Genomic DNA, 18,904 nt, shown 5'->3' on the forward strand with positions numbered 1-18,904 from the left:
ACAAATCCTTTCTTGATTACATAAAATACTGTGGTTCCGGATCAATGCTGACCAAGGTGTCTTGACGGCTCTTGGCCTGCGTTTGACGCATGATGTCCTTTAAAAGCGCGTGCAGCTTGGAATCATGCTTATACTTAACGATTATCTGATAATAGTATCGGTTTTTCATTCGAGCAATCGGCCGCGGCGTAGGCCCTAAAACGACCGTCTCTTTGCTTAGATTGACACTGAGCTGGTTTCTGATTTCATAGATGGCCTTGGCAGCCGCACGTTCGTCTTCATTACTGGCCATGATGCGAACGGTGTAGTAATAAGGCGGATAGCCAGCCTGGTAGCGAATGTTCATTTCGGCCTTGAAGAAGTCTTCATAATCATGCAGCTGCGCATAGCGAATCGCGTAGTTATCTGGATTAAAGGTCTGAATCACGACGTTTCCCGGCTTATCGGCACGACCAGCACGACCGCTGACCTGACTGAGCAGATCAAACGTCCGCTCACTGGCCCGAAAGTCTGGCAGGTCCAATCCCGTATCGGCATTCAAGACCCCCACCAGAGTCACGTTGGGAAAGTCCAGTCCTTTGGCAATCATCTGCGTGCCCAGCAAAATATCGGCTTGATGCTCGCCAAATTCTTTCAGCAGCTTGGCATGCATCCCTTTGCGCCGTGTTGTATCAACATCCATGCGAATCACACGCGCGCTTGGCATCAGCTGCTGCAGCTCGGCCGCAACTTTTTCGGTTCCCGTGCCATAGTAGCGAATGTGGCGACCTTGGCATTGCGGACAGATTGAAGGAATCGGCTCCTCATGGCCGCAATAATGACATTTCATCGTTCTCGAGTCCATGTGCAGCGTCAGCGAGATATCACAGTTGGGACACTTCAAAACAAAGCCGCAGTCTCGGCACATAATAAATGAAGAAAAACCGCGCCGATTCAGCATCAAAATACTCTGTTCGCCTTTTTGCAGCCGCTCGTTCAACAGATTCAACAGCCGGTCTGAAAAGTTGGTCTCGCCGTTGCGCTGCATTTCCGGCCGCATGTCAACGACTTCTACTGGTGGCAACGGCCGCTGATTGACCCGCATCGGCATTCTCAAAAGCTGATAAACGCCAGCCAGTGCCCGCGCCCGGCTTTCCAGACTAGGGGTGGCCGATCCCAATACCAGCGGTGCATGATGATACTCAGCACGCCAGGCGGCAACGTCACGAGCATGATAGCGCGGCGTTTCGTCTTGCTTATAGCTGGTTTCGTGTTCTTCATCCATAATAATCAGCCCCAGATTTTCAAGCGGAGCAAACACCGCCGATCGTGCGCCGACTACTACCTGAGCCTCACCCCGCTCGATTCGGCGCCATTCATCATAGCGCTCGCCATCTGAAAGACTGCTGTGTAAAACGGCCACGCGCTGACCAAATCGCCGCCGGACCCGATTGACCATCTGCGGCGTCAAAGAGATTTCTGGTACCAGCATCAAGGCCGTTTTCCCCTGCCTTAAAGTTTCAGCCATTGCCTGCAGGTAGACTTCGGTTTTGCCTGATCCGGTAACCCCCTGCAGCAAAAAGGTTTGATTTTGGGCTTGATCGATGGCCTGATCGATTTGGGCAACGGCCGCCTGCTGATCCGGATTCAATTTCAATGGTGAATCCAGATGCTGATCATCAGGTATCATGCCAGCCGGCGTTCGATAGGTCTCCACTGCGATTTTTTTGAGCCAGCCGCGCTTTTCGCCAACGTTAAACGTTCCAGCTTTCAACCCCGACTGCTGTTCGGCCTGCTTAAGCTTGACTTTTTGGCCGTCAATCTGCTGCAGATAGGAAAGCAGCTGCTGTTGAGCATGCGCGTTGGCCCGAACGCCGACTCGCTCATCTTCATATTGTTCAAACGACATCAATGGCTGAATGGCAATTTCTTTTTTGACACGGGCCCGATCCTCAACTTGATACTCAAACGAGACCTTACCCTGCCGCTTAAGTTTAAGCAGCTGGCTGACGATTTGCGGATCATTTTGATACCGTTCAAAATCCAGCTCATCAGCTCCTTGAAAAAGATCCAGGGCCGTCTGCTCATCAACCTCGTCGACTATGCGCACCACTCGATGACTCTTGGCTTTTAAGGCATTGGGCAGCATCGTGTACAAACACGAGATCCAGAATGCATAGGTTTGATCGGCCATCCAGCGGCTCAGTTGCAGCAGTTCGGTATTGACGACCGGTACCAGATCCATCAGTCCAATAATCGATTTGAGCGTGCCATCATATTCCGTCGGCTGATCAATGCCAACGACAAAGCCCTGAACCTCGCGCTTGCCCCGCCCAAATGGTACGATTACGCGCATGCCGACCTGAATCTGGCTTTCCAGGCGTTTGGGAATCGCGTAGGTATACGGCTGGTCAGTCTGCATCGTCGGTACGTCAACGATTACCTGGGCCAGTTCAGCCATTTAATCACCCACTTTCAGCAGGTTGGCCGTCAAAGCAACGATTTTTTCGGCAATCATCATCTTAGACTGGCGCGACCATCTCAACGGTGCCTGATTTGGCCGCAGAATCGTAACGGCATTGTCATCCGTTCCAAACCCGATTCCCGGCTCAGAAACGTCATTAGCCACGATTGCATCGGCATTTTTCTTTTTCAGCTTGGCATTGGCATTTTGCAAAAGGTCATTGGTCTCAGCCGCAAAGCCGATTACTACTTGATCTGAGCGTTTTTGCGCGCCCATCTTTGCCAAAATATCTTCAGTTGGTACCAAATGCAGAGTCAAGGTGCCATCACCATGCTTTTTGATTTTTTGATCCGCCAAAACGGCTGGCCGAAAATCCGCAACTGCTGCCGCCATGATCAAGGCATCAGCAGTTTGAAACTTGTCGGATACGGCAGCCGCCATCGCGCTCGTTGAAAGAGCTTGGGTCACCGTAATGCGATCAGAATGTGGCAGTGCCACCGAAACGCTGCCGACAATCAATTCGACCCGCGCACCTGCATTGGCCGCTGCTTTTGCAATTGCAATTCCCATTTTGCCAGAGGAACGATTACCTAGATAGCGAACCGGATCAAGCGCCTCTCTGGTACCACCAGCAGTCACTACCAGCGTTTTACCTTTCAGCGGGCCATTGGTTAAGTAATCCTGCACCTGTTTTACGATCGCAGCTGGCTCTGGCATGCGTCCCTTACCGGCATACCCTTCTGCAAGCATGCCTGTTGCCGGATCCATTACCATGACGTTATCCTGTCTGAGCTGGGCAATGTTTCTTTGCGTAGCCGGATTGTTCCACATGTGAACATTCATGGCTGGGACCACGATCTTTGGCGCGCTGGTTGCCAAAAGCGTGGCTGAAACAGCGTCATCAGCCAGACCTGCTGCCATTTTTGCCAACAGATTGGCCGTTGCCGGAACCACTAAGGCCAGCTCGCTCCAGTCTGCCAATTCAATATGCGGCACCTGACCGTTTAAAGTCGCCGCCCACTGATCGATTAAAACGGGATGCTTGGTTAGCGCCGCCAGAGTTGCCGGGCCGACAAAGCGGGCTGCATTTTGAGTCATCGCCACGCGAACCTCGTGCCCCTGCTTCTGCAAGCCGCGAACAACTTCAACTGCCTTATAGACAGCAATCCCACCTGTCATATGTACCGCAATCTTCGTCATGTTTGCCTCCTTGATGAAAAATAAAAAGAGCAGCACCAAAACTTTTGTCTGGTGTCGCTCTTTGGCAGCTGCAACTAGTCTTGCAAGTCTTCCGTATGATCAGTATCAATCGTTACCTTGCCGGCTTCGATTTCTTCCAGCGCCATCCCGACTGACTTGGTTGAGTAGTAATGATCCAGCAGCAATGGATGATCTTGTGCCAATGCTTCGGCTGCGTAATTGTCCTTTGACTGATCAGCGTTTTCGGCACGCCATTTGTCAGCACGGTACTTATCGATTTCGTGAGCCCGCTTGCTTGCCAGCATAATCAGAGAGTAGCGAGAGTCAACGCGCTTGAGCAATTCATCGACTGATGGAAAAAGAATCATTTTTCTGAATCTCCTAACATTTCAAGGTAATCCGGCATTACGCGAGGTACCCGCAAGCGTTCGGAACGAATAATGTCTTTGATCTTAGTGACTGCATTGTCAACTTGATCATTAACCACGGCATAGTCGTAGTTCTGCATCATTTGAATCTCGCCGAAAGCTTTGTGGATTCGTTTGTTGATGACTTCCATGCTGTCGGTACCACGATGGATCAAGCGTTGGCGCAGCTCCATCAGATCCGGCGGCGTAAGAAAGATGAAGACGCCATCAGGACATTTTGAGCGAACCTGCATGGCACCATTGACTTCAATTTCCAAGAAGACATCTTTACCTTCGTCTAGCGTATCATTTATATATTTTAAAGGAGTGCCGTAATAGTTGTCAACATACTTGGCATATTCCAGCATCTGTCCTTCGCGAATGTGCTGCTCAAACTCTTCTTTTGAAACAAAGAAATAGTCCTTGCCGTTGACTTCGCCGGGCCGGGGCTGCCGCGTCGTCATTGAGACCGAGTATTGAAAATCATTGCCAGGCTGACTAAACAGCGCTTTTCTAACCGTTCCTTTACCTACGCCTGATGGACCAGACAAAACAATCAGCATTCCTCGCTTGCTCATATTGCTTCCATACCTTCTTTTCTCATAGCTCTTTTAATGTTTAATAATACCATATTCTGCAATAAATTCGGTCATAATTCAATGGAAATTTCAAGATCCGCCTAATCAGCAGCTGGATTCTGATTTTGCTCTTACTTGAATCACAGCTTGAAAACATCCGCTGCCCTTGCAAAAATATCACCTGATGATGAAATGATCTTTTCTGACCATGCTTACGGCGATTTTTTTATTAATATGGCTGTCGATCATCTCGTTTCAGCAATGGTCATCTCAACATTAACTAAGGTGACCAATTCCTTATTTACCGGCATTCGGCCCGTTCATCTCAATAAATAAAAAGCTGTATTAAAATTATTGCTTGCATTTTTGAACGCTTGTTCGTATACTATAGTCACAAACGAGTGTTCGGAGGAATGATCATGCAAAATCAGCGGCAGTCAATTATTAATCGTAGTACCAAAATTATCTCCCAAAGTCTGCACCATTTGTTTGAGCCGATTGAGTTCGCTCCTATTCCAGATTTATTGAATCCCCAGCCCGCTTTTCAAAGGAAAATGTTTATCCAAAAAGCATTGGCTGATCAGCTGCTGGTCTATCTGCAGCTGATGCCTAAAACTGCTGCGGGCCAGCCGGTTGAGGTACGCGGCTATTTAAAATCGCTTGGTCAGGATCGCTATTTGGTTCAATCAAAAAATCTTTCCTACTTCTTTGATTTCGATCAATTACGCTACATTGCCCATCCTTTATCCTAAGACTTGCCAAATGTTGCAGGTCTTTTTTATGCCGCCATGGAATAATTTACGACATATATCTTATAATAGAACGTCTCGCTCAAATAAACTACAGAGTGTAGATTGTTATCTACATTTAGTAATGTTATATTATTCTGGTTAAAAAAGTAAAGGAGGGATTTCATGACCAAGCGACGAACCCTTGATCGGGAAAAGGTACTTGCTACTGCTGAAAAATTAGCCGATGAACAAGGGCTTGAAGCTTTAACCATGCCCAATCTGGCTAAAGCACTCGACATTCGCTCACAATCGCTTTACAACTATGTCGCCAACCGTGAAGAAATGGTATCGCTGACTGGTGCTCGATTGATGCAGCAAATGTATCAGCAGGTCGTTGATGGCATTATCGGTCTTTCCGGTTCCAAGGCCTATTTAAAATTCGCGGATATCGTTCGTGATTTTTTACTGGCCCATGCTTCTTTATCAGCGATCCTGTACCATGCCCAGCGTTTTTCAACCGACTCGGCAATGTATCAAGAAATCAAGCGAATGATCAAGCTGGTCGATCAAGTCGTTGATGTAGATGGTAACCGGCTGATTTCTTCACATGTCTTGATTGGTGCGGTTTTAGGCTATATTTTTCTTGAAACGACACCACTCTACCAAGCTGAAGATGAAAATGTTGCGACTGTCAACTACCATCAAATGCTTTTTCGACTGATTGACCCCGTTGAAAAAGCCTAGGACATGCAAGCCGCAATTTTGGTGCATTATTTTTTATATAAATAGGTAAGGAGAAATTTTGAGATGCGATTTATTAAAAACCACGTTGGATCCTTGATCGCGTGGATTCTCATTGTTGTGATCTCGATCTTCATGCTGCCTAACGTCAATCAATTAACGCGTGAGCACTCGACAATCTCACTGCCTGCCAACGTTCAAAGTGAGGTTGCCAGCACGATTGGCAATCATTGGGGACATCATCAAAACAATACCTATCAGGTTGTCGCCGTTTTTAACAATCAAGACGGTGCAATGTCCAAATCGGATCAAAAAAACGTTAACCAGACGATTCGCTATCTGAAGCGTCACAAATCCGAACTGGGCATCAAGAGTATGTTGACCCCATATGAAAACTCGGCTACCAAGAAGAACCTGATCTCAAAAGACAAGACTACCGAATTAGTTCAGTTAAACGTTTCTAAAAAGAAATCAGTTTCCAATATCAACAAGCAGCTTACTAAAGCCGTTAAAACGGATGGCATCAGAACCTATATTACTGGCGCCGACATCTTGCAGGACGACTTTTCGGGAGCCATCCAAGAAGGAATCAAGAAGACTGAGGTCATCTCGGTTATCTTTATCTTCATCGTCTTGGTACTGGTCTTCCGGTCACCGATCGTTCCATTGATCTCGCTGCTGACGGTTGGGGTTTCGTTCATTACCGCCTTTTCAATCGTTACCAACCTGGTTAAGAACTTTAATTTCCCATTCAGTAACTTTACCCAAGTCTTTATGGTGATCGTTTTGTTTGGGATCGGTACCGACTACAACATTCTGCTTTATGACCGTTTCAAGGCTAATCTAGGAAACGGCATGGATAAGTTCGAGGCGGCCAAAAACGCCCAGTGGAATGCCGGCAAGACGATCCTGATGTCAGGTTCTTCTATCTTGATCGGTTTCTCAGCACTGGGTCTGGCCCGTTTCTCAGTTTACAAATCCGCAGCTGGGGTTGCCGTTGGGGTTGCCGTTTTGCTGATTGTCTTGCTGACGCTGAACATGTTCTTTATGACCACGATGGGTAAGACCATGTTCTGGCCGGTTAAGACCTTCAACGGTGAATCGGAAAGTCCGTTCTGGCGTTTTCTTTCCAAGCATTCCCTGGCCCATCCAATCATTGCGCTGGTCTTGGTTCTGGCTGCTCTGTCACCATTCTACTTCACTTATCAAAACAAGCTGAATTATGACGACACGGCCGAAATCGCTGACTCAACGCCATCCAAGCAAGGGTTCCTGATCGTTCAGAAGCACTTCTCCAAAGGAACGGCTGAGCCCGCCACGCTTTATATCAAGTCCAACCACACGCTGGACAATGAAAAAGACTTAAAGCTGATCGACCAGTTGACGGAACAGATCAAGCATACTAAAGGCGTTAAGACCGTGGCTTCCGTTACTCAGCCATCTGGTTCTAAGATCAAGAAGCTTTACGTCAACAGTCAGATGAAGACGGTTAACAACGGCGTTTCAACGGCTCGCAACGGGCTTGGCAAACTAAGCGCCGGCAGTCAACAGATGACAAATGGCCTTAACTCCGCCGCAACTGGTACCAACCAGCTGAACAGCGGGATCAATTCCGCGGCTACTGGTGCCAACCGACTGACTTCTGGTCTGGCACAGCTCAGTTCTGGCGGCAATCAAATGACCAGCGGCTTAAACCAGCTTAGTGCCGGTAGTCAGCAGCTGGTCAACGGCATGAACCAGATGAGTCAGCAGCTCAGTTCCCAATTGACCGGTGCCAATGCCTCACAGCTTCAACAGCTGGAAAGCGGTCTGCCACAGATCAATAACGGAATCCAACAGCTGAACAGTGCCCTGCAGAGTGCTGGTACCTCGATTGACACGACTGGCATTCAATCCAACCTGCAAAACGTTGCCAGTCAGGCTCAAATCATTGGCAGTCAGCTGGAACAGGCAGGCAATACCTTAAAGAGCATTCAAGGATCTGCCGGTTCTTCCAGCTCAGCCAGTCTTGATTCTGTCATGACTCAGTTTAAGGCTGCTGAAAGTCAAGCCAACCTGAATGATCAGCAAAAGGCCGTGATGGAAGGAGCTATGCAGCAGATTCTTAGCGGCATTCAAAGCCAGATTGCTTCTCAGACCAACAGTCAAACCAGCGCGCTGGCCAATCAGCTGCAAAGCGTAGCCCAAAACCTGCAGAAAGCTGGCGATGCCGATCAACAAATTAGAATCAATCTACAAAACGTTGCCGGTTCGGCTTCCAGTCTGCAGAACCTTAATACGCAGGTCGCAACGCTGAAGGCCCAGGTTGCTCAATTGGCTCAAGCCTCTAATGTTGCTCTGCCTGGTGCCGTTTCAGCCCTGCAGCAGTTAACCAGCGGCCTCAACCAGATTCAAAGCGCACTTGGTCAAGGCACCAATGCTCTGGGTCAGCTTAACACTGGCATCAACAAGCTGGCAGCCGCATCGCCACAGTTAAGCAACGGCATCAACTCTGCCTACTCTGGCAGTCAACAGTTAAGTGCCGGGATGGGACAGCTTAGTGCCGGCAGTCTGCAGCTTAACACCGGCATCAACAAGCTGGCGCAAAGCTCACCACAGATCACCAACGGCCTAAACCAGCTGAACTCTGGACTTGGCGAGGGTCAAAGCTATCTGACGGGTCTGCAGAAGTCGGCCGCTGCTGAAACCTTCTACATTCCTAAGTCAGTTCTGCACAGCAAGACCTTTAAGCCAGCAATCGACAACTACATGTCATCCAACCGTAAGATCACCAAGATTACGATTGTCTTTGACACCAACCCTAGTGATGAAAAAGCCACAAAAGATGCCGAAAACATCTCCAACATGGCTCGTAAGTCATTGAAAGGCACTGCCCTTAGCAATGCCACGGTTGCCATGGGCGGTCAGTCTTCACGGATCAACGACATTAAGAACACGGCCAGCGGCGACTTTGTCCGGACCGCAGCCATCATGCTGATCGGGATTGGCATTGCGCTGATGCTGATCACGCATTCACTGCTGCAGCCAGTCTACATTCTGGGTTCGCTGTTGTTGGCCTACATTTCCTCACTGTCAATCAACCACTGGCTGGTCGGCATCTTCATGCACCGCAGCATGCTGGCTTGGAATACACCATTCTTTAGCTTCATTATGCTGATTGCCTTAGGGGTTGACTACAGTATCTTCTTGATGACGCGTTATCGTGAAATCGACGAGAACAAGTACCTGCCAGGCGAGCGAATCTACTATGCCTGCGCAATCATCGGGACCGTCGTTATCAGTGCCGCTATCATCTTGAGTGGTACGTTTGCTGCTTTGATTCCATCTGGCATTCCAACACTGATTGAAGTTGCGATGACGGTAATCGTTGGTCTGATCATCTTGGTAATCATCTTGCCAATCGTCATGACCAGCACGATCTACTTGAGCTATCCAATCCGTAATCACGTCAAGGATAATCAAAACAAGCGCAAAGATTAATCAAGTCTAAATCAAAAGAGCTCGCTGACTGGCGGGCTCTTTTCTTATATCTTCAAATACTATGCATTCCACCACCGCTTCTTAATCGTTGGCAGTTGACACAACCCTGATATTGATTGGTGCCGACTTCAGAATCGTTTGTTCATTGCATTTCTTCGGCGACCAACTGATGATTGATTCAACGGTTTCAAGATTGCTGACTTTGTGAAGAAAAAGCAGTCTTTTTTAGCAACATTAGAAAGCCAAATTATATGTATTTATCAGTTAATAAAATTAAAGCATTGACCATATATAGATATATATAATGTTATTTAACTTAATAATATTAATTAGCAATTGTTTTTTATCAAGCAATAGATCTTAGGGGAGAGCTATTATGTTTCTTATTATTCTTATAATTGTATTAGGTATTTGTTGGTATCTTCACGCTAAAAAAGGCATTAAGTGGGGTCATATGCTAGGAGCGATTGGTTTAGGGATCGTATCTATCATTTACTGGGCATTTAAGGTAGATACAGACCTCGATAAAAAGGTCAGCAATAACTTCGAAAAAACTCATAATGCCACAAAAGAAGATCTCGTATATTGGGCAACTCAATCCAATGATCTAATGCTTAGCGGCTCAGCCGAAAGAGAACTGAGAAGACGTTATGGGGAGAACTGGCGCCAAATTCTTTAAACACAATCAATATCATAAATATATCGACATTTCTTATCATACTAATTTATATATATAAAAACAGGCTTGAGAAAATTTCTCGAGCCTGTTTTTGCTTTTGTCCAATTGTTTTGTTATTCAGCTGCCGACATTCCTGGCTTAACTGCCGGTAATTCAGCATCACTAGTTGTAGAATGAACCGTCTTCTGCAAAAACTTTGGCCAGTCCATCAACTGCCCGCTTAAGTTTTTCCATTGAAGCCGCATATGAGATTCTAAAGTAGCGCACGGGAAGCTTGGTGAAGGCCGCTGCCGGAACAATGGCTACTTTAGCTTTTTCTGCCAGGTGCTCTGCATAGGCCATCGAATCGCCATCAAAGCTGTCTGGAATCTTGACCCACAGATAAAAGGCCCCCATTGGCTTAGTGTATTGGAAACCAATCTTATCCATAGCGGTCATTAAGAACTGCCGCCGCCGATCATATTCTGCTTTCATTTGAGCAGTATCAGCCTTGCCATGACGGAGGGCTTCTTCAGCGGCATCCATGTTCATCGTGGCATTGGTCGAGATTGCGGCTTGATGTACCTTGGCCAGTGCTCCTAAAACATCACGCGGTCCGCAGATATAACCAACCCGCCAGCCAGTCATTGCGGCATTTTTAGACACCCCACTGACATAAAGGGTCTGGTCTGGCAGCAGCTTAGCCATTGGCAGATGCTCACCTTCATAAAGCAGGTCGGCATAGATCTCATCATCCAAAATGGCAACGTTGTAGTCCTTGAGGAGATCAGCCAGTGCCCGGACCTCATCAGGAGTATAGGTGACACCAGTTGGATTGACTGGATAGTTGAGAACCAGCACCTTTACCTTTTCACCATATTTGTCCAACGCCTTTTTCAATAATTCCGGCGTCACCTTAAAGTCAGGCTCGGCAGTTTCCAGTTCAACCGCTTTGGCATCACGCAGCTCGGCATTGATTCGATAAAGCGTGTAGGCAGGGCAAGGGATCAATACGACGTCACCTGGCTGACATAAACCGGCAATAATCGTACTGATGGCTCCACTGGCACCTTCTGTAACGAAGATTTCGCCTTCTGGATCATAGTGAAGGTCCAAGTCGTCTGCCAGATATTCGCTGATTGCCTTACGCAGACCTAGTGTCCCCCAGTTGTGCGGATAGTGCGTATGATCGTCAAGAATACTTTTGATTGCCGCCAGCTTAACATGATCGGCCGTTTTAAAATCCGGCTCGCCAACTGTCAGATTAACGACTTCTGGATCACTGCCGTATTTATTGTTAAGCACTCGAATCAGTGATGGCTTGGATGACTTTAAACTTTCTGGAACCAGTGATGCAATTTTACTCATGGAAACTTCCTCCTTAATGACGTGTCGATAAAAAATCTATCTACTTGACTACCAGCACATCGGCCTTGGCATGACGAACGACATAATCGGTATGCGACCCCTGCAGCATTTTTTCAACGGCATTGATCCCGGTACTGCCAAGGACAATCAGATCAATATCATGCTGATCAGGAAAATCATAGGCAAGCACGGTTTTAATGCTGCCGATAATCACCGTGGCACTGGCATCTGCTCCTTTATCCTGTGCTTTTTTCAAATAGATCTGCAGCTGTTTTTTGGTACGTTTGGCAAAATCCTGGTAGAAATCCTCATTGACTCCAAATGATGAATCCATCCCGCGGTCACGATTGACTACCCAGACCAAGTACAGCTTGGCCGAAAAAACCTTGGCCAGATCAACCGCTGTTTCAAAAGCTCGTTCAGCACGTTTAGAACCATCAATCCCGACTAAAATATTTTTGTAGGCCATGTTAATCAGCTCCTTTGTAGTTTGGATTTAAATGCGAATGTCGCCGACCATAGCCAAAGTAAAGCGCCATTCCAAGAGCCAGCCAGACAAAGAATCGAACCCAGGTTTCCCAGTTAAGTCCTGCCACCAGCGTTAAGCAGAAAATAATCGAAATGATCGGGGTAAACGGAACGCCCGGCGCTTTAAAACCACGATGCAGATCGGGCTGCGTATAGCGCATGATCAAGATTCCCGCCGAAACCAGGATGAAGGCAGTCAGTGTCCCAATGTTAACCAATTCAGATAGAATGTTTAAGTTGATCAAGCCGGCTCCAAGCGAAGTAATGATGCCGAAAAACCAAGTCCCTTTAAAAGGCGTTTGGTGTTTTTCATCAACTTGACCGAAGAACTTCGGAAAAAGGCCATCCCGTGACATTGAATAGCTGATTCTTGACTGTCCATACAGCTGAACCAGAATAACGGTGGTCATCCCAAGAATAGCACCAATCGACACGATAATCGACAGCCAGCTTTGACCAGTCTTCGCCAAAACCGCCAGCACCGGCGCATTGATATATTTCCGGAAAACTGGGTAGCGAACGACGCCAGTCATCGTAAGCGTCATGCAGAAGTACAGAATCGTTGAGATAATCAGCGAGAGCAGAATCCCACGCGGTAAAGTCTTGCTAGGATTGATCGTTTCTTCGGCACTGGATGAGACCGAATCAAAACCGATAAACGAGAAGAAGACGATCGAAGCCCCCGGAATAATTCCGGTCGCCGTACCATTATGATGCGAATACCATCCATATGGGCTGAAAGGATGCCAGTTTTGCGGCTTGATGAACCAAACCGTGCAGGCAATAAAGAGAATAATGACCAGCAATTTGACAATTACCATTGTATCGTTGACCCGCTTAGTTTGCGTGATTCCCATCGAGATGACCCAGGTAATGATCAAAACGACCAAGAAAGCCGGTAAGTTGAAGTAACTAGTAACACCAGGCGTAGTCCCAGCCGCGGTTGTTAGGGCCGTTGGAATATGAATCCCAAAATTATCAAGCAGGTTGACAAAATAACCCGACCACCCAACGGCCACCGTTGCAGCACTAAGCGCGTATTCCAGGATCAGATCCCAGCCAATAATAAAAGCGATGATTTCACCAAATGCAATGTAAGAATAAGTGTAGGCCGAACCAGCAATTGGTGCCATTGATGCAAATTCAGCATAACAAAGGCCAGCAAAGCCACAGCAAAGTGCCGCGATCAAAAATGAAATGGAAAGGGCTGGTCCTGCAGTAAGGGCCCCTTTCCCAGTTAAAACAAAAATCCCCGTACCGATGATGGCACCAATTCCCAGGAAAGTCAGATCCCAGGTACGCAGCGTTCGCTTTAATGGCGATGCGTGACTAATCAAGGCATTGATATCTTTTTTGCGTAGTAAAGATGTCATAAGCAGGCTCCCTTCTAATCAAAAGTTAATACAAAGTTTATTTACTTTTAATCTAAGAGTAAAGATGATCGGCCAAAAATGTATCAATCTTTGGACTGGAGCCGTTTTATGGTGAATAACGTTAAGCTTCCCGCTAGTTTGAATTTTTTTAATAAAGTCTTCGTATGATCACGTTTCACAAAAGAAAGCGTTGTCAAAAAATTACATTGAATGATGATTAAAAGGCGATCTATTCAAATAGACCGCCTTTTTCAAATTTCATAATTGAATTTTACCTAATCGATTCAATCAAAAATACCCTGCCATCATCAGCTTATTTCCGCTGACAATCACCGGGCATTTTTAGTTATTATTTTTTATCTGACTCGTAGAAAACTGGACCATCATCTTCAGGTTTCTTTGGCGATGCGTCTGGAATAATCATTGCCGCAATCAGGTAAAGAATGACTGATGGCACAATCGCGGTGAAAAGAGCCAGGGCGGCAGTCACCAGTCGTACGATCGTTGCGTCAAAGCCAAAATACTCTGCAATTCCGCCACAAACACCGGCAATAATCCGATCGTTTGATTTCGTCAGCTTTTTCATAATGATCCCCCTATCTAATCGTCACGTCACCATCGGAAGCAGTGACCTGCAGGCGATTTGGCGCGGCATCGTTTTGAGTAAGCGTACCGCCATTGTCATTGGACTGATTGAATAAGCGATTGTCGCCGTCGCTGACCGAAGTCGAGTAGCCATCCGCTTTAGTGTTCAGTGCTTCCACGTCGCCATCCTTGGCTGTAATCGAGTAGCCATTGGCAATCGTGATGGCGTTAAAATGAACGTCGCCATCCTGGGTACTGAGACTGCCGCCATCCAAGGCAACGGAATTCATCGTAATATCTGAATCAGCCGTCTGAATCAGCATCTTGGTTAAAGCAGAATCGTTAACGGCAAGATCATTGTCGTTAAGGTGCAGCTGGCCATTGTTGATCGTTACGCCATTAAAAAAAGTATCCGTATCGTTGAGTTGGAAGTCGGCCTGCTCAATTTCCAGATTGCTCAAGCTGACTTGACTGGCATCGTTTACCCGTAAATCATATTTTTCGATTTTCATCTTGGCAGCTGGTTCTTGAATGACCTTGCCATCACTAGCCCGCAGCGCCAAATGCTTGAGATTTACGTTCTCTGGTACCGTAATCGTCAGCTTGTCATTTGCCGCGCCATGATAAAAGCCAGTTGAAGAAAAACTGAAGCCATTAAAGCTAAAGCCATGCTTATGACTCTTAGAATTGATGATCACCGTACCGCTTTTCTTTTGAATGGTTGGCTGATTGATCTTTTCACCGGCATACTTAACAGAAAAGGTCTTGCCCGATTTGACAACAACATTCATATCGCTTACGTCTGCCTTAATCCGCTCAGCTTTGGCATAGGTCTGGGTCCGTGTTGTCTTGGCTTTTGATACTACATGCGGAGTCAAGCCGTCAAAGATTACTGCTCGCTGACCATGCATTCCAATGCCAAACGCCAGCACAACAGCGCCAATCACCGTGATGACCAGGCCGCCTACAATGGTCTTTTTCATTTTGCCGCCTCCTTTTTGATGTACCTGTAGTAGACGTGCTGAACGAGACGCGTGCATGCCTTAACGATCCAGACAGAACAGCCCCAGACGAGGGGAATCACGACTAGCAACAGTCCTAATCCGAGCAAGCCAATCCCTAGGTAGAAAAGTCCTGTCCCCAGGTTGGTAAACAAAAGACTCAGACCGGTAAAGATAGCCGCCGCCGTTAAGAAGATGCCACCCCCGGCAAGCGATATAACTACCACCACGCCACTAAAGACGACTGCAAAGATGGCAATCAGCACGCTCAGCAGAATCAAGCCGATAATCAAGGTTGCCGGAGTGGCCAACAGCGCAAGAATGATCAGCCATGTCGTCTTAATCTTGGTTTTTGAGACAACCCGCTGATCTTCAGCCTCTTCTTTGATGGAATGATCAGCAAGTATCTTTAATGCAAGCTGACGCGGCGTTCCTAGTTCCTGTTCAATTTCTGCTTTGGTATCAATGCCGGCATCTGCCAAATACTCACTGTAGAATTCAACGATGTCATCAATCTCATCATCTGGCAGCTTGCGAAGGTAACGTCTTAACATCTGCATGTACTTTGCAGTTTCAGAAGTCATGTGTCTGATTCTCCTTTACAGGATATTTGCTGGCTTCAAAAATCGAATCGAGGCTTTCCTTATAGTCTTTCCATACCTGCTTAACGCGTGCCAGATGTGATTCACCAGCAGACGTAATGCGATAATAGCGGCGATTGCGTCCATGATATGGCTGATCATACGTTTCAACGAACTGATCTCTTTTTAGCCGGCGCAATACCGGATAAAGAGTGGATTCTGAAATCGTAATCGCTTTTTGCATGTCTTGAGTCAGCGCGTAGCCGTAGTAATCTTTGCGTTCAAGCAGCGCCAGCACCAATCCATCCAAAAGATCAGCTGAAACTTGAATTTTCATCTCTCGTTTCGCCTCTTTCAGTTTTATTTTATAATATTATATCGTATATAATATATCGAGGCAAATAGATACCGCTGAATTTTAATCAGTTGATTCCTAACTTTTCCGATAACACTTGATCTTTTATCGTTTAGTTCACCAATATTCTAAGAATCATTCAGCAAGAAAGGATAGCACGTGATTACCATTTTCCGTCTATAATAGCCACCGTTTTCTTCTGGTTCACCGCCAATAGAACTAAGCTTCACGGTCAGCTGAAAATCAAATCGCTCCATAAACATTGCGATGTACTCAAACATCTCTGCTTAATGATCGATACTGCCAAAATCTAATAACCGACCTGATTTCAACAAGATGCTTGCTTACAGCTTTTGCGACTATCCGATGACTGACTCGATAATCGTAATTCAATTTCGATATTCATCGTTTGCTTCTTTGACCAACAAGTTAATTCAATGATCAAAGCTTGATTTTAAGCAGTTTTTACACTGATTGGATAGCAAGCCAATAAAAAATGGGACTCCTGTCACTTGACAAGGCGTCCCATTTTGATCTTCATCAATCAAATTTGATAAAGTTTCTTTGATCTGTTCTTAACCGAAAATTCCGTAATCTTAGCGGCAGCAGCTGGCTAATCACATCCATATATTTCAATCCAACTTCTGCACGTTCACGGATGTAAAGCACCTAGCAGCTTAACGTGACGCACCCGCAAATGCTAAACCTAGCGTGGATTATGAATGCGCCATCTGCAATAATTCTTTAGCATGCTCGCGACTCAGCTTGGTAATTTCTTCACCTGAGATCATCCGAGCCAATTCATTAATTCGTTCTTCGGGATGCAGAATCGTAACGTGCGTCGTCGTACGGTTGTTCTGCACGGTTTTTTGAATCAGAAAATGATGCTGAGCAACGGCGGCAACCTGCGGCAGATGCGTAATGCACAAAACCTGTGAGTGCTGGGCAATCAGCTTGATCTTATCGGCAATGGCCTGGGCAACGCGACCGCTGACCCCCGTATCAACCTCGTCAAAAATAATTGAGGTAACGCCCTCATGCTGCGCAAAAATCGTCTTTAAGGCCAGCATGACCCGCGAAAGCTCCCCGCCAGAGGCAATCTTTACCAATGGCCCCATGCTTTCGCCAGGGTTGGTTTGAATATAGAACTCAACATTGTCAACCCCATCCGGATAAAAGGTCATCGACTCATTTTGATGAAACTTAACCTCAAAAACGGCTTTGTCCATATAGAGTTCTTTTAGCTGCTGATGAACCTGGCCATTGAGCTGATGAGCGGCTTTTTGACGAACCTGGCTCAATTCACCGCCCAGTTTTTGCAGCTCACCAGTCACCGTGGCCAGCTGCTGCTTAAGCTCATCATCTGAATCAGCGGTCTGCTCCATCGTCGACAGTTCCTTATGAATCTTTTCATAGTATGCCAAGACGTCTTCAACCGTATCGCCATACTTACGTTCCAAATCACCAATAATGGTCAGCCGCTCATTGATCTGTTCCAGACGACCGTCATCAAATTCGAGCATGTCTAATTGACGACTGGCGGCATTGGCAGCATCCTGAAGCGAATAGTAGGCATCCCCGAGCGACTTGCTCAACTCATCATAGGCTGAGTCAAACGGTGCGATTTCTTGAACCTCATTCATTGCCTGGGCAACCTGATCCAAAACCGGTGCCTCGTCTTCATTTAAAACCCCGACGACCAGTTGCAGCGCATTGTTGATCTGTTGAAAATGCTCTAAGCGGTCGCGCTCGCTGGTCAGCTCATCTTCTTCATTGGCGTGCAGATCGGCAGCACTGATTTCTTTAACCTGGTAGCGCAGCATGTCCAGACGCTGGGCCCACTGCTGCGAGTCAGCCTGCTTGCGGCTTAGCGTTGCCTTCAATTTGGCATAGCGCTGATAGGCCTCTTGATATTTAGACAACAGCGGCTTAACCTGGTCGGCAGCAAACTGATCGAGCATGTGCAGATGGTTTTCTGGCTGCATCAGCTGCTGATGATCGTTTTGCCCTTGAATATCAACCAGATGAGCACCGATTCTACGCAGCGTGGCAGTATTGATCAGCGCGCCATTGACCCGGATCACGTTGCGGCCATTGCGATGAATCTCACGCGAAATAATCAGCGTGCCATCATCACGTTCAATTCCCAGATCATCCAGTAATGCAAAAACGCGCTGATCATCCGGTAATGTGAACTGGCCCTGCAGATGAAGCTTTTCTTCGCCATGCCGAATAAACTCCTGTGAGCCGCGATTGCCAGCCAATAAACCCACCGCATCGATAATAATGGACTTGCCGGCCCCGGTCTCACCAGTCAAAACCGTCATCTGATCGCTAAAATCCAGCGTTAAATGCTCGATAATCGCTAAATTATCAATTGTCAGTTCCTGTAGCATAGCTGATCACCCAGTCTAGCGCAGTGCCTGCAGCGTGCGTTCAAATTCAACGGCGGCCCCGGCAGAGTGACAGACGATCAAAACCGTAGCGTCATCGCCAATCGCGGTAAACACCGTGGGATATTTCATCTGATTGATCAGCATGGCGGCTACCGGGCCGTTGCCTGGCCGCATTGATAAGGATACGAAACGATCGCTGCGCTTCATTTCCTGCAGCTCATTACCCATCACGTTTGCCAGCCGTTCTTCTTTATTGTCCTGACGCCGGGCTGGCAGGCTGTAGTGATAGCCGCCGCCTACGCTTGGCACCTTGAGCAGCTGCATATCCTTGATGTCGCGTGAAATCGTAGCCTGCGTGACGCGAATGCCGGATTTGGCCAGTAGCTTGACCAGATCTTCTTGACGTTCGACGTATTGATTGGAAATAATTTCTTGAATGTGTCGCTGACGTTCTGATTTTTTCATTGACAAAACCTCCA

The 18,904-nt window shown here is 47.0% G+C and carries 17 protein-coding genes; 4 read left to right on the forward strand and 13 right to left on the reverse strand.

The features are described from left to right. Positions 1–16: 16 nt before the first annotated feature. The 4 genes from priA to gmk all read right to left on the reverse strand — a co-directional run bounded on the left by priA (position 17) and on the right by gmk (position 4,628). Complete coding sequence (gene priA, locus H0G69_RS06765; RefSeq protein ID WP_180304515.1) at positions 17–2,440, reverse strand: primosomal protein N'; 2,424 nt, start codon at positions 2,438–2,440, stop codon at positions 17–19. Beyond that, positions 2,441–3,643, reverse strand: a complete 1,203-nt coding sequence (gene coaBC / locus H0G69_RS06770) for a bifunctional phosphopantothenoylcysteine decarboxylase/phosphopantothenate--cysteine ligase CoaBC (RefSeq protein ID WP_180304516.1) — start codon at positions 3,641–3,643, stop codon at positions 2,441–2,443. Between the two features lie 74 nt (positions 3,644–3,717). Beyond that, positions 3,718–4,011 (reverse strand): DNA-directed RNA polymerase subunit omega, encoded by a 294-nt coding sequence (gene rpoZ / locus H0G69_RS06775; protein ID WP_006499603.1) that lies wholly within the window; start codon positions 4,009–4,011, stop codon positions 3,718–3,720. Further along, the gene (gmk, locus tag H0G69_RS06780) at positions 4,008–4,628 is read right to left on the reverse strand and encodes a guanylate kinase (RefSeq protein WP_006499602.1); all 621 of its coding nucleotides are present in this window, start codon (positions 4,626–4,628) and stop codon (positions 4,008–4,010) included. Before gmk ends, rpoZ begins: the two co-directional genes overlap by 4 nt. Positions 4,629–5,047: 419 nt before the next feature. Here gmk and H0G69_RS06785 point away from each other — a divergent pair, with 419 nt between their 5' ends. The 4 genes from H0G69_RS06785 (at position 5,048) to H0G69_RS06800 (ending at position 10,259) form a co-directional block, all read left to right on the forward strand. Next, positions 5,048–5,380, forward strand: coding sequence for a hypothetical protein (locus H0G69_RS06785; protein ID WP_074504608.1), 333 nt, complete (start codon positions 5,048–5,050; stop codon positions 5,378–5,380). A 162-nt stretch (positions 5,381–5,542) separates the two neighbouring features. Then, positions 5,543–6,103, forward strand: coding sequence for a TetR/AcrR family transcriptional regulator (locus H0G69_RS06790; protein ID WP_074504609.1), 561 nt, complete (start codon positions 5,543–5,545; stop codon positions 6,101–6,103). Between the two features lie 63 nt (positions 6,104–6,166). Continuing rightward, positions 6,167–9,580 (forward strand): MMPL/RND family transporter, encoded by a 3,414-nt coding sequence (locus H0G69_RS06795; RefSeq protein ID WP_180304517.1) that lies wholly within the window; start codon positions 6,167–6,169, stop codon positions 9,578–9,580. A 376-nt stretch (positions 9,581–9,956) separates the two neighbouring features. Further along, a complete protein-coding gene (locus H0G69_RS06800; protein WP_180304518.1) occupies positions 9,957–10,259 on the forward strand; it encodes a hypothetical protein in 303 nt (100 codons plus the stop codon). A gap of 162 nt (positions 10,260–10,421) precedes the next feature. On the opposite strand, the gene H0G69_RS06805 is transcribed toward H0G69_RS06800, so the two are convergent. The 9 genes from H0G69_RS06805 to H0G69_RS06845 all read right to left on the reverse strand — a co-directional run bounded on the left by H0G69_RS06805 (position 10,422) and on the right by H0G69_RS06845 (position 18,890). Beyond that, the gene (locus H0G69_RS06805) at positions 10,422–11,606 is read right to left on the reverse strand and encodes an aminotransferase class I/II-fold pyridoxal phosphate-dependent enzyme (protein ID WP_048345345.1); all 1,185 of its coding nucleotides are present in this window, start codon (positions 11,604–11,606) and stop codon (positions 10,422–10,424) included. 40 nt (positions 11,607–11,646) lie between these two features. After that, the gene (locus H0G69_RS06810; protein WP_006499591.1) at positions 11,647–12,075 is read right to left on the reverse strand and encodes a universal stress protein; all 429 of its coding nucleotides are present in this window, start codon (positions 12,073–12,075) and stop codon (positions 11,647–11,649) included. A 1-nt stretch (position 12,076) separates the two neighbouring features. Continuing rightward, positions 12,077–13,507: an amino acid permease gene (locus tag H0G69_RS06815; RefSeq protein ID WP_006499590.1), complete on the reverse strand. Its 1,431-nt coding sequence runs from the start codon at positions 13,505–13,507 to the stop codon at positions 12,077–12,079. A 349-nt stretch (positions 13,508–13,856) separates the two neighbouring features. Continuing rightward, positions 13,857–14,093 (reverse strand): PspC domain-containing protein, encoded by a 237-nt coding sequence (locus H0G69_RS06820; protein WP_006499589.1) that lies wholly within the window; start codon positions 14,091–14,093, stop codon positions 13,857–13,859. Between the two features lie 10 nt (positions 14,094–14,103). Then, on the reverse strand, positions 14,104–15,075 hold the full coding sequence (locus tag H0G69_RS06825; protein ID WP_180304519.1) for a DUF4097 family beta strand repeat-containing protein: 972 nt from the start codon (positions 15,073–15,075) through the stop codon (positions 14,104–14,106). After that, positions 15,072–15,677, reverse strand: coding sequence for a DUF1700 domain-containing protein (locus H0G69_RS06830; protein WP_180304520.1), 606 nt, complete (start codon positions 15,675–15,677; stop codon positions 15,072–15,074). The genes H0G69_RS06825 and H0G69_RS06830 overlap by 4 nt, the downstream gene beginning before the upstream one ends. Continuing rightward, the gene (locus H0G69_RS06835) at positions 15,667–16,011 is read right to left on the reverse strand and encodes a PadR family transcriptional regulator (RefSeq protein WP_180304521.1); all 345 of its coding nucleotides are present in this window, start codon (positions 16,009–16,011) and stop codon (positions 15,667–15,669) included. Before H0G69_RS06835 ends, H0G69_RS06830 begins: the two co-directional genes overlap by 11 nt. A 734-nt stretch (positions 16,012–16,745) precedes the next feature. Continuing rightward, the gene (recN, locus tag H0G69_RS06840) at positions 16,746–18,425 is read right to left on the reverse strand and encodes a DNA repair protein RecN (RefSeq protein WP_180304522.1); all 1,680 of its coding nucleotides are present in this window, start codon (positions 18,423–18,425) and stop codon (positions 16,746–16,748) included. A 15-nt stretch (positions 18,426–18,440) separates the two neighbouring features. Continuing rightward, positions 18,441–18,890 (reverse strand): arginine repressor, encoded by a 450-nt coding sequence (locus tag H0G69_RS06845; RefSeq protein WP_006499584.1) that lies wholly within the window; start codon positions 18,888–18,890, stop codon positions 18,441–18,443. Positions 18,891–18,904 lie beyond the last annotated feature (14 nt).

The sequence above is a fragment of the Limosilactobacillus mucosae genome (assembly GCF_013423865.1).
Lineage (GTDB): Bacteria > Bacillota > Bacilli > Lactobacillales > Lactobacillaceae > Limosilactobacillus > Limosilactobacillus mucosae.

What these genes read in the sequence shown, in the direction of transcription:
- priA (WP_180304515.1), bottom strand. Translation starts at nt 2,440, where the DNA reads ATGGCTGAACTGGCCCAGGTAATCGTTGACGTACCGACGATGCAGACT.
- coaBC (WP_180304516.1), bottom strand. Translation starts at nt 3,643, where the DNA reads ATGACGAAGATTGCGGTACATATGACAGGTGGGATTGCTGTCTATAAG.
- rpoZ (WP_006499603.1), bottom strand. Translation starts at nt 4,011, where the DNA reads ATGATTCTTTTTCCATCAGTCGATGAATTGCTCAAGCGCGTTGACTCT.
- gmk (WP_006499602.1), bottom strand. Translation starts at nt 4,628, where the DNA reads ATGAGCAAGCGAGGAATGCTGATTGTTTTGTCTGGTCCATCAGGCGTA.
- H0G69_RS06785 (WP_074504608.1), top strand. Translation starts at nt 5,048, where the DNA reads ATGCAAAATCAGCGGCAGTCAATTATTAATCGTAGTACCAAAATTATC.
- H0G69_RS06790 (WP_074504609.1), top strand. Translation starts at nt 5,543, where the DNA reads ATGACCAAGCGACGAACCCTTGATCGGGAAAAGGTACTTGCTACTGCT.
- H0G69_RS06795 (WP_180304517.1), top strand. Translation starts at nt 6,167, where the DNA reads ATGCGATTTATTAAAAACCACGTTGGATCCTTGATCGCGTGGATTCTC.
- H0G69_RS06800 (WP_180304518.1), top strand. Translation starts at nt 9,957, where the DNA reads ATGTTTCTTATTATTCTTATAATTGTATTAGGTATTTGTTGGTATCTT.
- H0G69_RS06805 (WP_048345345.1), bottom strand. Translation starts at nt 11,606, where the DNA reads ATGAGTAAAATTGCATCACTGGTTCCAGAAAGTTTAAAGTCATCCAAG.
- H0G69_RS06810 (WP_006499591.1), bottom strand. Translation starts at nt 12,075, where the DNA reads ATGGCCTACAAAAATATTTTAGTCGGGATTGATGGTTCTAAACGTGCT.
- H0G69_RS06815 (WP_006499590.1), bottom strand. Translation starts at nt 13,507, where the DNA reads ATGACATCTTTACTACGCAAAAAAGATATCAATGCCTTGATTAGTCAC.
- H0G69_RS06820 (WP_006499589.1), bottom strand. Translation starts at nt 14,093, where the DNA reads ATGAAAAAGCTGACGAAATCAAACGATCGGATTATTGCCGGTGTTTGT.
- H0G69_RS06825 (WP_180304519.1), bottom strand. Translation starts at nt 15,075, where the DNA reads ATGAAAAAGACCATTGTAGGCGGCCTGGTCATCACGGTGATTGGCGCT.
- H0G69_RS06830 (WP_180304520.1), bottom strand. Translation starts at nt 15,677, where the DNA reads ATGACTTCTGAAACTGCAAAGTACATGCAGATGTTAAGACGTTACCTT.
- H0G69_RS06835 (WP_180304521.1), bottom strand. Translation starts at nt 16,011, where the DNA reads ATGAAAATTCAAGTTTCAGCTGATCTTTTGGATGGATTGGTGCTGGCG.
- recN (WP_180304522.1), bottom strand. Translation starts at nt 18,425, where the DNA reads ATGCTACAGGAACTGACAATTGATAATTTAGCGATTATCGAGCATTTA.
- H0G69_RS06845 (WP_006499584.1), bottom strand. Translation starts at nt 18,890, where the DNA reads ATGAAAAAATCAGAACGTCAGCGACACATTCAAGAAATTATTTCCAAT.